Source organism: Aeribacillus sp. FSL M8-0254 (assembly GCF_038008845.1).
GTDB lineage: Bacteria > Bacillota > Bacilli > Bacillales > Aeribacillaceae > Aeribacillus > Aeribacillus composti.
On sequence record NZ_JBBOZY010000001.1, the window covers coordinates 618,780 to 633,680 of the forward strand.

The window sequence follows — 14,901 nt, forward strand, 5'->3', positions numbered from 1 at the left end:
GAGCCTGAGACGTATCCTCTAAAAAATAAAAATATTGGTTTCAATGATTTAATGATTCATTTTATAATGTGGTATATTATTTTCTGGCAGCGCTTGAAATCTTTAGGACATATTGGGGTAATGTGGTATATTATTTTCTGTCAACGATTGAAAAACTTAAGAACATATTGGGGGGACGTGCAAGGTGCTTGTAGCCGAAAGACATAGGAAAATAGTTGAAATCGTTAACAAAAAATTAAGTGTACGAGTAGCGGAGCTTAGCAAAATGTTTTCAGTCACGGAGGAGACGATACGAAGAGATTTAGAAAAGCTGGAAAAGGAAGGGAGGCTTCTGCGCAGCCACGGGGGAGCGGTCAGCATTGAAAGAGACCAGCAGCTCGAATTGTCCTATTTAGAACGTGAAGTCACAAATGCCAAAGAAAAAAAAGCAATCGCTGCAGAAGCAGTTAAGCTCATACAACCAGGAGACCAGATTGTTTTAGATGCAAGTTCGACGGCATGGTATATGGCAAAGGAACTGCCGAATGTACCACTAACAGTTATAACAAATTCCATTAGAGTAGCAATTGAATTAAGTGTCAAAGATCAAATTAAAGTAATGTCAACCGGCGGAATGCTCTCTTCAAAATCATTATCGTATATTGGTCCTCTCGCAGAACGATCTTTGGAAACATACCATGTCAATAAAGCTTTCCTATCCTGCAAAGGTGTGCATCTTGAAGGCGGTCTCAGCGATTCGAATGAATGGCAAGCATTAATAAAAAAGCAAATGATGGAGATAGCAGATAAAACCATTTTACTAGTTGACTCCAGCAAGTTTGGCGTTCGGACGTTCGCTTTAATCAATCATATTGAGAAAGTGGACGAAATTATTACAGATTCCAATATCCATCCAGCATATAAAAAAGAGTTTGAAGGAAAAAACACAAAAATTACAATCGTTCCTTTATCATAAAAGCAGTCAAATTGTTTCAAAATAAAACAAAAAAAACAAAAAATTTTTTATAATAGCACTCTTTATTTTTTTTGGTATATTTGATAATATAAAAACAAACAAAAATAAACAAAGGTTGTGTAAGCGTTGTTAAAAGGTATTCCAAAGAATCTTTCTCCTGAGCTGTTAAAAATTTTGATGGAAATGGGCCATGGAGACGAAATTGTCATTGCAGACGGGAATTTTCCGGCAGCAAATTTTGCTCAAAGATTGGTTCGAGCTGACGGACATGGTGTTCCTGAGCTGTTGGATTCTATCTTAGATTTGTTTCCGTTGGATACTTTTGTGGATAAACCGGTGGCTCTCATGCAAGTAGTAAACCAAAATGAAAGCAAACCGGCCATTTGGGACGAATATAAAAAACTTCTGGAGAAAAAATGTTCCGAACCATGGGATATAGAATTTATGGAGAGATTCAGCTTTTATGAAAGAGCCAAAAATGCTTATGCAATTATCGCAACGAGCGAGAGTGCGCTTTATGCCAATATCATTTTAAAAAAAGGTGTCATTTCATAATAGATTTCATTGGGAAACTAGTACATTTTCCGTTCAAGATGGAAGCGATAGGATGGTGGAGACAATATGGTGCAAAAATTTATTCTTGCTCATGATCTGGGGACAAGCGGAAATAAATCCACATTAATATCGCCGGACGGTGAAATCATAGCTCATACTACCTATCAATATTCCACCATTTTTTTGAAGCAGCATTGGGTTGAACAAAATCCGAATGATTGGTGGGATGCCGTGGCAAATGCATCAAAACAACTTATTGCAGAAGCAAAAATTGATCCGAAACAAATTGCATGCATTACGTTCAGCGGCCAGATGATGGGGGCTGTCCCAGTCAATCATAAAGGAGAAGCTGTAAGAAATGCAATTATTTGGGCTGATATGCGTTCGGCGCAAAAAACAGAAACAATTGCAGAAAAGATAGGAATGAAAGAACACTATGAAATTACTGGAAACAGATTATCCCCATCCTATTCTGCAGCAAAAATTAATTGGATTCAAGAAAATGAACCAGCTGTTCATAAAGAAACATTTGTCTCTTCACCATAGTTTGTGATTTAAGCACAATTCTGGCAATTAGTTAGCTAGATTATGGCCCCTCACAATCTCTCCTTCTTCAGCTTACAGACCGGCCAGTTGGTGGAAAGGAAGCGGTCAAGTGCTTTCCTTGACGGCTTCCTTTCCACCAACTATCATCCACCATAATGCTGAAGAAGGAGGGGCTAGGACGCCTGTTCTTGATAAGTTTTTCCTGTACATTCCAAAAATACACGTGTTCTAAATCGATGTAGGTTCCTATATCCATAAGCCCGGCGTTTTATGTTCTTAATTTTATGGTTGGTTCCTTCTGTTCTTCCGTTTGTAAAAGGTGTCTTAAAGTATTGCAGGATTTGCACTTTCCAATTTTCCAGTGTCTTGGCGGCCTCATGAAAAGACGGAAAAGGGCTACTCCATGCGAATTGAATCCACTCGGTTAGGAGCACTTGAGCTGTCTCATAGTCAGGGGATCTATACACGTCCCGAAACAGTTCCTTCAGACCATAGCTGTAAGCCAGCTCATCATGTGTTTCCAAGAGTTCATCTAACTGTTCTTTTTGATATTCTTTTAAGTTTTCATAACTTTTCAAGAGGAGGAAACGACTTTTTTTCAAGCCAGGAATTTTCTTACGGACTTGATCTAAAGCTTGAGTTACCTTTTGAACCACATGATATTTATCAATGACAATATCGGCGCATGGAAAAGCCTTCCGGACAGCCTTGTGGAAAGGGTCCCACATATCCATGACAATGGTTTTTACCCGGTCAGAAGCCACTACCTTTTGGTTTAAAAGCTTCAGCGTTGACTCATAATCGCGGTTCTGGCCCATCCCCATGACAGCACCTAGGTTGGCATCTAAGAGGACCGTTTCGTATTTATGGCCTTTTCGGACGGATACTTCATCCAGACTTAGGGCCATGTCTTGTTGGTCCTGCATTTTTTCAAGATATTCTTCATGAAGGTCCACCTTTTCCTGGGCAACCGTATAAAAAATACGTTCTACAGTGGAATAAGCTATACCATGTTTACGGCTGACATCCTGAATGGTTGTTCCCAAGACTTGTTCATACAGAAAAAGTCGAAATCGATTGGTATAGTGCTGGCGTGACATAATGGATTCATACGTTTCTGTAAAAATCTCTTGACAGTTTTCACATTTGTACCGTTTTACACACACCAAAAGATATAGTGGCTTATTTAGTACGCATAAATCACGTACTTTTCTTGTCCTCCTGTCATGGACAAAAGAGGTGAAAAAGCCACATTGGGGACAGCGTGCCTCCTTCTCTTTTCTTTCAACATGGACGGTATAATGAGTAGAATGCATTTCTTGTTTAATAACTTTAAATTCTGGCAATTCTAGTGGTACAGAAAACATTTTAGAAACCTCCTAATTAATGTGGTGTGCTAGCTAACATTATTGCCAGGAATTCTAAAATGTTTTCTTTTTTACTGTAAAATCACCAAAAGTGATGAAGAATCAAACATTTAAATATTTACAAGCAAAAGATTATATAATTGCTAAACTAACGGGTAAATTTGCCACCGACTATTCTGATGCAAGCGGCACGAATCTATTAAATATTAAAAAGAAAGAATGGTCGGAAGAATTAATAAAATTATGGCAAATTGATGATGAAAAATTGCCTGAGATTTTGCCTTCAACAGCGGTTGTTGGTGAAGTTCATTCAAAGGCGGCGGAAGAAACAGGTCTGATGCCTGGTACACCTGTTGTAATAGGCGGTGCAGATGGGTGTTGTGCTGCATTAGGTGCAGGTGCGATTGATGAGGGAGATATTTTTAATTACATTGGCTCTTCTTCCTGGATCTCATTTTCATCATCTCGTCCAGTTTTTGATCAAGAAATGCGGACATTCAATTTTATCCATTTGGATGAAAATAAATATATTCCCATCGGAACGATGCAAGCAGCAGGGACTTCCTTTCAATGGTTAAGAGACATACTATTTCAAGACGTTTTGAAAACGGATACAGCGAAGCATATTTATGAAATGATGAATGAAGAGGCTGAAAGCTCACCAATCGGCTCCAATCAATTGATTTTTCTTCCGTATTTAATGGGGGAGCGGTCTCCTTGGTGGAATCCAAACGCAAAAGGCAGTTTCATAGGATTAACGATCAATCATAAACGTTCTGATTTGATTCGTGCTGTTTTGGAAGGGATTTCAATGAATTTAAAACTTATTTTCGATGCTCTACAAGAAAATTATGATCGACCATTTCAAGACATATGGCTGTTTGGAGGCGGAGCGAAAAGCAGAATATGGCGGCAAATGCTGGCTGATCTTTTCGGTGTTACCATCCGTATACCGAAAATTTTGGATGAAACGACCTCGATGGGCGCTGCGGTTGCAGGCGGTGTAGGAGTAGGCCTTCTGAAAGATTTGACAGCAGCGAAAGCTTGGTGTGTTGAAGCTGAATCATTTGAACCAGATCAACGCAACCATCAATCTTATCAAACAGCTTTGAAAGCGTTTGAACAAGTTTATAAACAAGTGGAGCCGATTTTTAATCAATGGAACGGGGTTGAATAAATGTACAAACAATTGTGCGAGAAAGGGGGAAAATCATGGACATTTATTTAGACACCGCAAATGAACAAGAAATAGAATTTGCTTCAAAATATGGCTTTTTAGCAGGGATTACAACAAATCCAAGCATTATTTCAAGAGAAAATAGAGAGTTTCGGCAAATTATTGTGGATATTTCCTCCAAAATTAATGGAGAAGTCTGGTGCCAGGTAACAGGAGAAACAGCTGAAGAAATGATCCTTGAAGGGAGAGAAATGTCCACATGGGGAAAAGATATTGTCATTAAACTCCCGATGACTGAAGAAGGATTATCCGCAGCTTATCAATTGAAACAGGAAGGCATAAAGGTGAATATGACTCTTATTTATACACTGCCTCAAGTTGTATTAGCTGCCAAAGCAGGGGTGGATTTTATAAGCCCTTACATCGGAAGAATGGATGATCATGCGATTGACGGGCTGCAATTTATTAAAGAGGCAAAAGAAATTATTCATCAAATGCATGCGGAAACGAAAGTTATTGGAGCAAGCATCCGAAATCCGCAGGTTGTCGTTGATCTTGCAAAATCAGGCGCAGATGCTGTAACGATGCCATTTTATATTTTTAAGAAAATGTTTGCGTCAGATCTTACAAATATCGGGTTAAAAGGGTTTTTAAAAGATTGGAAGCAGTACCATTCCGCGAAAAAATCTGAAAAATCTTATTAATGTAAAAGTGGAACAAAAATTCAGGACGGATCATGACAGTTACGTAAAGTAGGTGATAGGATGTCAGCTCAATTATTAAGAATGGAAGGGATAAGCAAAAGTTTTCCTGGAGTAAAGGCATTATCAAAAGTTCGACTGGATTTAAATTATGGGGAAGTTCTAGCATTAGTTGGCGAAAATGGTGCTGGGAAATCGACTTTAATGAAAATTTTGTCTGGAGTCTATCAAAAAGATGAAGGTGAAATCTACTTAGAAGGCAACAAAGTTGAAATTCCTAATGCGAAAGCAGCACAGGAAATGGGCATTAGCATTATACACCAAGAACTAAATTTAATGCCTGATTTAACGGTTGCCCAAAACATTTTTATTGGCAGGGAGCCTCGCACCGGATTTAATTTCTTTTTGAAGGAAAAGGAATTGAATGAAAAAACAGCAGAGTTGCTTGAGAAACTCAATATTAATTTAAATCCTAAAGAAACAGTATCAGATTTAACAGTGGCAAAGCAGCAGATGGTGGAGATTGCGAAAACGTTATCTTACAATGCGAAAATTATCGTGATGGACGAACCAACTGCCGCATTGACGGAATCTGAAATTAAAACATTATTTGATTTAATTGAAAATTTAAAAAACAAAGGTGTTGGCATCATTTATATTTCACACAGAATGGAAGAATTGAAAGTCATTTCTGACCGAATAACAGTCATGCGCGACGGTCAATACATCGACACGTTATATACGAAAGATACAGATATGAAAAAGGTAATTTCGTTAATGGTAGGCCGTCACATCCAGGATGAATCTCGCCCTACAACGACGGTTTCAAAAGAGGCTGAAACAGTCCTGGAAGTGAAAAACTTATCGACCAAAAACTTGTTAGAAAATATCAGCTTTACTTTGAAAAAAGGAGAAATTTTAGGCTTTGCCGGTTTAATGGGAGCTGGACGCACAGAAGTAGCAAGAGCCATTTTCGGTGCTGACAAAATCGATGAAGGGCAAATTTTTATCAATGGAAAAGAAGTGAAAATCAATAAGCCTGAAGATGCAGTAAAACACGGAATTGCCTATTTGTCTGAGGACAGAAAGCGATACGGCTTAATGCTTGAAATGGACGTGAATTCGAATATTTTAATTTCTTCACTGAGCAATTACGTGAATTGGCTGACCTTTGTCAATGACTCAAAAGGATATGTAACATCAGAAGAGTATGTAAAGTCGCTGAAAATTAAAACGCCAAGCATCAAACAATTAGCGAAGAATTTATCGGGAGGAAACCAGCAAAAAATTGTCATTGCCAAATGGCTTGCTAAAAACTGCGACATTTTAATCTTTGATGAACCTACACGCGGAATTGATGTTGGGGCGAAAACTGAAATATATCAGCTGCTGAATGAACTGGCTCAGCAAGGAAAATCCATTATTATGATTTCTTCCGAATTACCGGAAATATTAAGAATGAGCCATCGAATCATCGTCATGTGTGAAGGAAGAATCACCGGAGAGTTGACGAACGAGGAAGCATCTCAAGAAAAGATTATGGATTATGCAACACGAACTAGATCATAAATTGGAGTCCGATTTAAGTATCCTTTATGTCAAAAGGATTTGGAATACAAAACGAGGAGGATCAATATGAGTACAGGAACTGCACCTAACACAGAGACAAAAAAGAGTGGAAATCTATTAAAATCCAATGCACTGCAACAAATATTGGCATTTGCTAGTTTAATTGTACTTATTCTGTTTTTTACCATTTCCTCCGATAACTTTTTAAATTGGACTAATATTACCGGGATATTATTATCAACGACAGTTATCGGAATCATGGCGTTAGGAACTACATTTGTTATTATGACTGGAGGAATTGACCTTTCCATTGGTACAGGAATGACGCTATGTGCTGTTATGACAGGGGTATTTATCGTCTTTTGGGATTTGCCAATTATAGTCGGCATTTTAGGCGGAATTCTGACTGGTGCTTTAATGGGATTTATAAGCGGATTCAGTGTTTCAAAATTAAAAATTCCTCCATTTATTGCAACATTGGCGATGATGATGATCGCGAAAGGATTAGCACTTGTTATTTCAGATGCAACTCCAATTTATTTTAGTGATAAACCTAGCTTCAGTGAAATTGCATTAGGTTCAATTATACCAGGATTTAATTTGCCTAACGGTGTCCTAATTTTCATTATTATGGCAATTATTGCAGGAATTTTATTAACGAAATCTATTTTTGGCCGCTTTACAACTTCTATTGGAAGCAATGAAGAAGCGACAAGATTATCCGGTATCAATACGGATAAATGGAAAATCATCATTTACACGGTTGCAGGTGTGTTTACAGGAATAGCAGGAGTTTTAATGGCTTCAAGGCTTAATTCAGCACAACCTGCTTTGGGAGCCGGGTATGAGTTGGAAGCAATTGCAGCTGTCGTTATCGGAGGGACTTCGTTAAGTGGTGGTAAAGGAACTATTTTAGGAACAGTTATTGGGGCTCTTATTATGAGCGTATTAACAAACGGTTTGAGAATTATGTCAATCCCTCAAGAATGGCAGACAGTTGTTGTTGGATTTGTCATTTTGGTTGCAGTTTATATCGATATTATCCGTCGAGGCAAAAGCAGTTAAATTCCGTTTTTTATCTCTAGTTACAAACTAGAGTTAAAAAATAAAAAAATTATAAGGGGGAAAATTCAGTGAAGAAATGGTTGTTAACTCTATGCGGTATTTTAATGTTGTCGCTCATTTTGTCAGCATGCGGAAGCTCCTCGAAAAACGAGAGCGAAGGAAGCTCTGAATCCGCAGGAGGCGACAGTGGAAAACCCTATATCGCTATTGTTTCTAAAGGATTCCAGCATCAATTCTGGCAAGCTGTTAAAAAAGGTGCTGAACAAGCAGCAAAAGATTTTGACGTAAAAATTACGTTTGAAGGTCCAGAAAGTGAATCTCAAGTCGACAAACAAATTGAAATGTTAAGAACAGCTATTGATAAAAAGCCGGATGCAATTGGTTTTGCTGCTCTAGACAGCCAAGCATCAATTCCTTTATTAAAAGAAGCGGATGAAAAAGGTATTCCGATTATTGCATTTGACTCAGGGGTTGACAGCGATATTCCTTTGGCAACTGCATCTACAGATAACAAAGCTGCTGCAGCGTTAGCGGCAGACAAAATGGCTGAAAAAATTGGAGGCAAAGGAAAAGTTGCGCTAATTGTTCATGACCAAACAAGTATAACTGGTGTTAACCGCCGAGATGGATTTGTTGAGAGAATAAAAGAAAAATATCCAGATATTGAAATTGTCGACATTCAATATGGCGGCGGTGACCAATTAAAATCTACAGACTTAGCGAAAGCAATCATCCAAGCGCATCCTGACTTAAAAGGGATCTATGGTGCAAACGAAGGTTCAGCTATCGGTGTAATTAATGCAGTAAAAGAAATGAATAAACAAGGCAAAATTGTTGTCATCGGCTTTGACTCTGGTAAACAGCAAATTGAAGCGATTAAAGACGGTACAATGGCAGGAGCCATTACACAAAATCCGGTCGGTATCGGCTATGAAACAGTAAAAGCTGCTGTTCAAGCAATCAATGGCGAGAAAGTAGAAAAGGTTATTGACACAGGATTCTATTGGTATGACAAAACCAATCTTGATAATGAAGAAATTAAATCTGCCCTTTACGAATAATAACCTGAAAGCTGGGGATGCATTTTGCAGCCCCAGTTATACAAATATTTGAAACGGAAAAGATTAACCAGCTCATAAAAACAGGGTGAAACGAAACTTAAAAATTGTTTTCAAGATGATAAACATATACTAGAGGTGGAATTTAATGTCAGCAGTAATCGGAGAACTAAAAAAATATGCACATAAAATTGTAGATGCTGGTTTAGTTGTTGGAGCCGGTGGAAATCTCAGCATGCGTGATGGTGAATACATGTACATTTCACCAAGCGGCTTTGATTTAAAGGAGATTGAAGATGATCAATGGGTTAAAGTAAAAATTGATACTGGAGAAGTTTTTGGAGATTTAAAACCTTCCTCCGAATTGCTCATGCATTTAGAATGCTTTCGGCGAAATCCAGAAATCAATGCAGTGTTGCATGCGCATCCTAGCTACTCTGTTGGAGTCTCTAGTGCAGGGAAAGATATCCCAATGCTTTTCCCCGATTTTCCTGCAATGGTAAAGAAAGTTTCCTACTTAGATTATATTATTCCTACAACCAATCTTTTAGCAGATGCTGTTGGAGAAGTCATCCATGATAGCGATGTCATTGTGATGAGGAACCATGGAGTGCTCACAGTCGGCAAAACGATGAAAGAAGCATTTTTTTATATGCAGTTAACCGAAGAATCAGCAAAAGTATTTACCATCGCTTCAACTGTCGGCACTCCGAGAATTTTAACGGAACAAGAGTGCGAAGATTTACGAAATTTATCATCCGAAAAGTATCGGGCCAGTCTGTTAAAGAAGAAGTCATAAACAGGCTTATTTTACGGGAGTGCGTATGACATGAAAAGAGTACTAGCTTTTGATTTGGGTGCTTCGAATGGTCGATTAATACTCGGAGAATATGAAAATAAAAAATTAAACATAACAGAAATTCACCGTTTTCAAAATAACCCCATCACGATCGGAGATCATTTGCATTGGGATTTAAACTACTTATTGACTGAAATGAAAAAAGGAATAAAAAAATTTGTCGAGGTTTATGGAAAAAGGATCGATGGAATTGGTTTTGATACGTGGGGAGTAGATTTCGGTCTCATTTCTGAGGAAGGAGATCTATTAGAAAACCCGTATTCTTATCGGGATACACATACCGTTCTCTTTATGGATGAAGTCCATGAGATGATAGATAAGAAAAAACTTTTTCAAATGACTGGCGTAGAGCCAGCTGCCATCAATACGCTTTATCAGCTGTATGCGATTTTGAAAACAAGGCCTGAGCTAATAGAAAAGGCAAAATATATATTAATGACACCGAGTCTGTTCGCCTATTTGTTTACAGGGGAAATCAAAAATGAATTTACAATCTCGTCGACTTCTCAACTATTAAATTGGGAAAAAAAAGATTGGGATGAGACGATTTTAAATAAGCTGTTTGCAGATAAGGTGAATTTTGCACCTCTGGTAGAAACGAATCGCATTTTGGCCAAAACGAAAGCATCTATTAATAAGGAATTAGGGATCGATCCGGCCAATGTCATCGCGGTTCCAGGACACGATACAGCTTGTGCTTTAGGTGCCATGCCGATCCAAAATGATCAAACAAGCTGTTTTATGAGCTGCGGAACATGGGTGCTGATCGGTGTGACGGTTGAAAAGCCGGTTGTTTCAGATGAAGCTTATGAATGGGGCTTCACAAATGAAGGAACATTTGACGGGAAGTTCCGTTTGCAAAAAAACAATACCGGCTTATGGTTTATTCAACAGTGTAAAAAAGAATGGAACGATAATGGCGAAGGCATCTCCTATGAAGAAGAAAGCCGGCTGATAGAAGAAGCAGAACCGTTCCGTTCTTTTATAAATCCAAATGATCCATCGTTTTTTAACCCGCCAAGCATGCTGAAAGCTATTCAAGATTATTGTCAAAAAACTTTACAGCCTATTCCGGAAACGAAAGGGCAATTTTTGAGATGTATATTGGAAAGCTTAGCTTTTCAATACCGTTTCGTGATCGAACGGCTGGAAAATTTAATCCATCATAACATCCGGTCGATTCATATGGGAGGCGGGGGAATACAAAACAAATGGTTTTGTCGATTTATTGCTGGCGCCGCAAAGCGTACCGTTTATGCAGGGCCGGTGGAAGCCAGCGCAATCGGCAATATGCTTTCTCAATTAATTGCCCTTGGAGAAATTGCAGACTTAGAAGAAGCAAGAAAAATTGTTACCAACTCCTTTAGCTTTAAAACATATGAACCCGAAAACTGTGATCATTGGGAAAAACATTATAAATCATTTCTAGCAATCATTAAATAAATAACATACAGGAGGAATGAAAGATGGCAAAAGATCCACGATATGTAGGAAATCTACCAAAGATAGGAATACGCCCGACGATCGACGGCAGAAGAAAAGGAGTTCGTGAATCATTAGAAGAAACAACAATGAACATGGCAAAAGCTGTAGCTAAATTACTGGAGGAAAATGTTTTTTATTATAATGGACAGCCAGTGGAATGTGTGATTGCAGATACATGTATTGGAGGAGTAAAAGAAGCGGCAGAAGCAGCTGAAAAGTTTGCAAGAGAAGGCGTTGGCGTTTCGATTACTGTTACTCCATGCTGGTGCTATGGAACTGAAACAATGGATATGGATCCTCACATTCCGAAAGCAGTTTGGGGATTCAATGGAACAGAAAGACCTGGCGCAGTCTATTTAGCTGCTGTTCTAGCAGGTTATAACCAAAAAGGACTTCCTGCCTTTGGAATTTACGGTAAGGATGTTCAAGATGCAGGAGATACGAATATACCTGAAGATGTAAAAGAGAAGCTCATTCGTTTTGCAAAAGCAGGACTGGCTGTTGCTATGATGAAGGGTAAATCTTATCTCTCCATTGGATCTGTATCAATGGGAATTGCAGGAAGTGTTGTGCAAGAAGACTTTTTCCAAAACTATCTTGGAATGAGAAATGAATATGTGGATATGAGCGAATTCGTGCGCAGAATTGAACTGGAAATTTACGATAAAGAGGAATATGAAAGAGCCTTAAAATGGGTGAAGGAAAACTGTAAAGTTGGTCCGGACAACAATCGCGACGGCTTTAAAAGAACAGAAGAGCAGAAGGAAAAAGATTGGGAAATCAGCGTAAAAATGGCTCTTATCGCACGCGACTTAATGGTTGGCAATAAAAAATTAGAAGAAATGGGATATGGAGAAGAAGCTCTAGGAAGAAACGCCATTGTTGCTGGTTTCCAAGGACAGCGTCAATGGACCGACTATTTTCCAAATGGAGATTTTATGGAAACGATTTTAAATTCATCTTTTGACTGGAACGGAAAAAGAGCGCCATATATTTTTGCAACGGAAAATGATAACTTGAACGGCATTTCCATGTTGTTCGGCTACCTTTTAACTAATACGGCGCAAATTTTTGCCGACGTGAGAACTTATTGGAGTCCGGAGGCTGTCAAGCGGGTAACTGGCTATACTCTTGAAGGGAGAGCGGCAAACGGAATCATCCATTTAATTAATTCTGGAGCGGCTGCATTGGATGGAACAGGAGAACAAACAAAAGACGGCAAACCAGTTATTAAACCATACTACGAATTGACAGATGAAGATATTAAAAAATGCTTGGAAGCAACACAATTTAGACCTGCTTCAACTGAATACTTCAGAGGCGGCGGATATTCAACTGACTTTTTAACAAAAGGCGGCATGCCTGTAACGATTTCGCGCTTAAATATTGTTAAAGGGCTGGGTCCTGTTCTGCAAATTGCAGAAGGATATACGGTTGATTTGCCGGAAGAAGTTCATGACGTGCTTGACAAACGGACCGATCCAACTTGGCCTACCACTTGGTTTGTTCCGAATCTAACCGGAGAAGGTGCATTTAAAGATGTTTACTCGGTTATGAATAACTGGGGAGCCAACCATTGTTCCATCAGCTATGGTCATATTGGAGCCGATTTAATCACGCTGGCATCCATTCTTCGCATTCCGGTAAATATGCACAATGTACCTGAGGAAAAAATATTCAGACCAGATGCTTGGAGCATGTTTGGAACAAAAGATCTTGAAGGCGCTGATTACAGAGCATGTAAAAACTTTGGGCCGATCTATAAATAACAAGTAACAAAGGAACGGGATGCTTATGAAAAAATACGCAATCGGAGTAGATTTTGGGACTGAATCTGGAAGAGTTGTCTTAGTAGATGTTGCAACTGGTGAGGTTGCTGGTACTCATTCCACACAATATAAACATGGAGTCATAACGGAAACTCTTCCTCATAAGCAGAAGAAGCTGAAAAACAGTACAGCTCTTCAGCACCCGCAAGATTATTTAGATGTGCTGGAAACGTCCATCCCGAGAGTGTTAGAGGATTCCGGGGTGAGCAAAGATGATATCGTCGGCATAGGAATTGATTTTACATCCTGTACAATTCTGCCTGTCGATGAACAATTAACACCATTATGTTTTCAGGAAAAATGGAAAGATGAGCCGCATGCATGGGTAAAATTATGGAAACATCATGCAGCGCAGCCAGAAGCAGATACAATTAATCAATTAGCAAGCGAGTCGAATGAAGAATGGTTAAAGCGTTATGGTGGAAAAATTTCGTCAGAATGGATGCTGCCGAAAATATTAGAAATTATACATGATCGTGAGGAGCTCTATCATGAAGCGGCATTGTTCCTTGAAGCAGCTGATTGGCTGACGTCGCTGATGGTCGGTGAAGTGAAACGAAATAGCTGTTCTGCCGGCTATAAAGGAATGTGGCATAAACAGGAAGGCTATGTAAGAAAAGAATTTTTAAAAAGACTTCATCCATTGATGGAAAATATTTATGAAACAAAACTGTCGGGTGAAGTGGTTCCGATCGGCAGCAAGGCTGGCGAGCTGACGGAAGAGTTTGCAGCAAAAATTGGACTAAAACCAAAAACACCGGTTGCCATTGGAATTATAGATGCTCATGCTGCTGTTCCAGGTGCAGGAGTTACCGCACCTGGAAGCATGGTTATGGTTATGGGAACCTCCACCTGTCATATGCTGTTAAGCACAAAAGAAGAGTTTGTCGAAGGAATCAGCGGAGTCGTCGAAGATGGAATAATCCCTGGCTACTACGGATATGAGGCAGGCCAGGCTGCTGTTGGCGACATTTTTGCATGGTTTGTCAAAGAGCTTGTGCCGGGTTATGTCGAAAGAGAAGCGGAGGCCAAAAATCTATCTATTCATCAATATTTGGAACAAAAAGCCAGCACATTGCCTCCAGGATCAAAAGGATTGCTGGCATTGGATTGGCATAATGGAAATAGAACTCCGTTAGTTGATGCCAATTTGTCAGGTTTATTAGTCGGTCTTACGCTGAATACAAAACCTGAAGAAATTTACCGTGCATTAATTGAATCAACAGCATTCGGGACACGCTTGATCATTGAAAGCTTTGAGAATGCAGGAATCGAAATTAATGAATTGGTTGCATGCGGCGGACTGCCTCATCAAAATGAAATGCTCATGCAAATATATGCAGATGTAACGGCAAGACCAATCAAGATCGCATCTAACAAAATCACATCAGCCATCGGAGCTGCAATGTTCGGAGCTGTTGCTGCAGGATCAAAACTAGGTGGATACGATACGATCGAAGAAGCAGCAGCAAATATGGCCAAATTAAAAGACAAAGTTTTTTATCCGAAACAGGATCACGTAGAAAAATATAATTTGTATTATGAAGAGTATAAAAAATTGGTAAACTATTTCGGCCGCGGAACGAACAATGTGATGAAAAAAATAAAAAATTAATACAAAATACGGGGGTGTCTAATAAGTCGCTTTTACGGCTTATTGATGCCCCCTTTAATGTTTTGAAACGTTGATATATCGATGTTTATGATTTTTTGCTTTCAATGGGGCCTGATTTTA

The 14,901-nt window shown here is 39.0% G+C and carries 13 protein-coding genes; 12 read left to right on the forward strand and 1 reads right to left on the reverse strand.

Features of this window, described 5'->3' with window-relative positions; all coding sequences use genetic code 11:
- Positions 1-184 precede the first annotated feature (184 nt).
- The 3 genes from NSQ44_RS03010 to NSQ44_RS03020 all read left to right on the forward strand — a co-directional run bounded on the left by NSQ44_RS03010 (position 185) and on the right by NSQ44_RS03020 (position 2,056).
- Complete coding sequence (locus NSQ44_RS03010) at positions 185-955, forward strand: DeoR/GlpR family DNA-binding transcription regulator (protein ID WP_130156710.1); 771 nt, start codon at positions 185-187, stop codon at positions 953-955.
- A gap of 126 nt (positions 956-1,081) precedes the next feature.
- Positions 1,082-1,510, forward strand: a complete 429-nt coding sequence (locus NSQ44_RS03015; protein ID WP_063389250.1) for an RbsD/FucU family protein — start codon at positions 1,082-1,084, stop codon at positions 1,508-1,510.
- A 66-nt stretch (positions 1,511-1,576) separates the two neighbouring features.
- Positions 1,577-2,056, forward strand: coding sequence for an FGGY family carbohydrate kinase (locus NSQ44_RS03020; protein ID WP_340854841.1), 480 nt, complete (start codon positions 1,577-1,579; stop codon positions 2,054-2,056).
- Positions 2,057-2,229: 173 nt separating this feature from the next.
- On the opposite strand, the gene NSQ44_RS03025 is transcribed toward NSQ44_RS03020, so the two are convergent.
- Entirely contained in the window at positions 2,230-3,423 is a 1,194-nt protein-coding gene (locus NSQ44_RS03025; RefSeq protein ID WP_340854666.1) for an ISL3 family transposase, read from the reverse strand.
- Positions 3,424-3,517: 94 nt separating this feature from the next.
- Between NSQ44_RS03025 and NSQ44_RS03030 the strand changes: the two genes are divergently transcribed.
- The 9 genes from NSQ44_RS03030 to NSQ44_RS03070 all read left to right on the forward strand — a co-directional run bounded on the left by NSQ44_RS03030 (position 3,518) and on the right by NSQ44_RS03070 (position 14,781).
- The gene (locus tag NSQ44_RS03030) at positions 3,518-4,600 is read left to right on the forward strand and encodes a xylulokinase (RefSeq protein WP_340854842.1); all 1,083 of its coding nucleotides are present in this window, start codon (positions 3,518-3,520) and stop codon (positions 4,598-4,600) included.
- Between the two features lie 35 nt (positions 4,601-4,635).
- Complete coding sequence (locus NSQ44_RS03035) at positions 4,636-5,304, forward strand: transaldolase family protein (protein WP_340854843.1); 669 nt, start codon at positions 4,636-4,638, stop codon at positions 5,302-5,304.
- A gap of 60 nt (positions 5,305-5,364) precedes the next feature.
- Positions 5,365-6,870, forward strand: a complete 1,506-nt coding sequence (locus NSQ44_RS03040) for a sugar ABC transporter ATP-binding protein (protein WP_340854845.1) — start codon at positions 5,365-5,367, stop codon at positions 6,868-6,870.
- Positions 6,871-6,936: 66 nt separating this feature from the next.
- Positions 6,937-7,935, forward strand: coding sequence for an ABC transporter permease (locus NSQ44_RS03045; RefSeq protein ID WP_063389247.1), 999 nt, complete (start codon positions 6,937-6,939; stop codon positions 7,933-7,935).
- Between the two features lie 104 nt (positions 7,936-8,039).
- Positions 8,040-8,996, forward strand: coding sequence for an ABC transporter substrate-binding protein (locus NSQ44_RS03050; RefSeq protein ID WP_340858103.1), 957 nt, complete (start codon positions 8,040-8,042; stop codon positions 8,994-8,996).
- A 145-nt stretch (positions 8,997-9,141) separates the two neighbouring features.
- Entirely contained in the window at positions 9,142-9,792 is a 651-nt protein-coding gene (locus NSQ44_RS03055; protein ID WP_066246786.1) for a class II aldolase/adducin family protein, read from the forward strand.
- Between the two features lie 30 nt (positions 9,793-9,822).
- Entirely contained in the window at positions 9,823-11,295 is a 1,473-nt protein-coding gene (locus tag NSQ44_RS03060) for a rhamnulokinase (RefSeq protein ID WP_340854848.1), read from the forward strand.
- Positions 11,296-11,318: 23 nt separating this feature from the next.
- The gene (locus tag NSQ44_RS03065) at positions 11,319-13,106 is read left to right on the forward strand and encodes an L-fucose isomerase (RefSeq protein ID WP_063389244.1); all 1,788 of its coding nucleotides are present in this window, start codon (positions 11,319-11,321) and stop codon (positions 13,104-13,106) included.
- A 25-nt stretch (positions 13,107-13,131) separates the two neighbouring features.
- Positions 13,132-14,781, forward strand: coding sequence for a ribulokinase (locus tag NSQ44_RS03070; protein WP_130156712.1), 1,650 nt, complete (start codon positions 13,132-13,134; stop codon positions 14,779-14,781).
- Positions 14,782-14,901: the final 120 nt, after the last annotated feature.

What these genes read in the sequence shown, in the direction of transcription:
- NSQ44_RS03045 (WP_063389247.1), top strand. Translation starts at nt 6,937, where the DNA reads ATGAGTACAGGAACTGCACCTAACACAGAGACAAAAAAGAGTGGAAAT.
- NSQ44_RS03025 (WP_340854666.1), bottom strand. Translation starts at nt 3,423, where the DNA reads ATGTTTTCTGTACCACTAGAATTGCCAGAATTTAAAGTTATTAAACAA.
- NSQ44_RS03070 (WP_130156712.1), top strand. Translation starts at nt 13,132, where the DNA reads ATGAAAAAATACGCAATCGGAGTAGATTTTGGGACTGAATCTGGAAGA.
- NSQ44_RS03035 (WP_340854843.1), top strand. Translation starts at nt 4,636, where the DNA reads ATGGACATTTATTTAGACACCGCAAATGAACAAGAAATAGAATTTGCT.
- NSQ44_RS03055 (WP_066246786.1), top strand. Translation starts at nt 9,142, where the DNA reads ATGTCAGCAGTAATCGGAGAACTAAAAAAATATGCACATAAAATTGTA.
- NSQ44_RS03050 (WP_340858103.1), top strand. Translation starts at nt 8,040, where the DNA reads ATGTTGTCGCTCATTTTGTCAGCATGCGGAAGCTCCTCGAAAAACGAG.
- NSQ44_RS03060 (WP_340854848.1), top strand. Translation starts at nt 9,823, where the DNA reads ATGAAAAGAGTACTAGCTTTTGATTTGGGTGCTTCGAATGGTCGATTA.
- NSQ44_RS03065 (WP_063389244.1), top strand. Translation starts at nt 11,319, where the DNA reads ATGGCAAAAGATCCACGATATGTAGGAAATCTACCAAAGATAGGAATA.
- NSQ44_RS03030 (WP_340854842.1), top strand. Translation starts at nt 3,518, where the DNA reads ATGAAGAATCAAACATTTAAATATTTACAAGCAAAAGATTATATAATT.
- NSQ44_RS03020 (WP_340854841.1), top strand. Translation starts at nt 1,577, where the DNA reads ATGGTGCAAAAATTTATTCTTGCTCATGATCTGGGGACAAGCGGAAAT.
- NSQ44_RS03040 (WP_340854845.1), top strand. Translation starts at nt 5,365, where the DNA reads ATGTCAGCTCAATTATTAAGAATGGAAGGGATAAGCAAAAGTTTTCCT.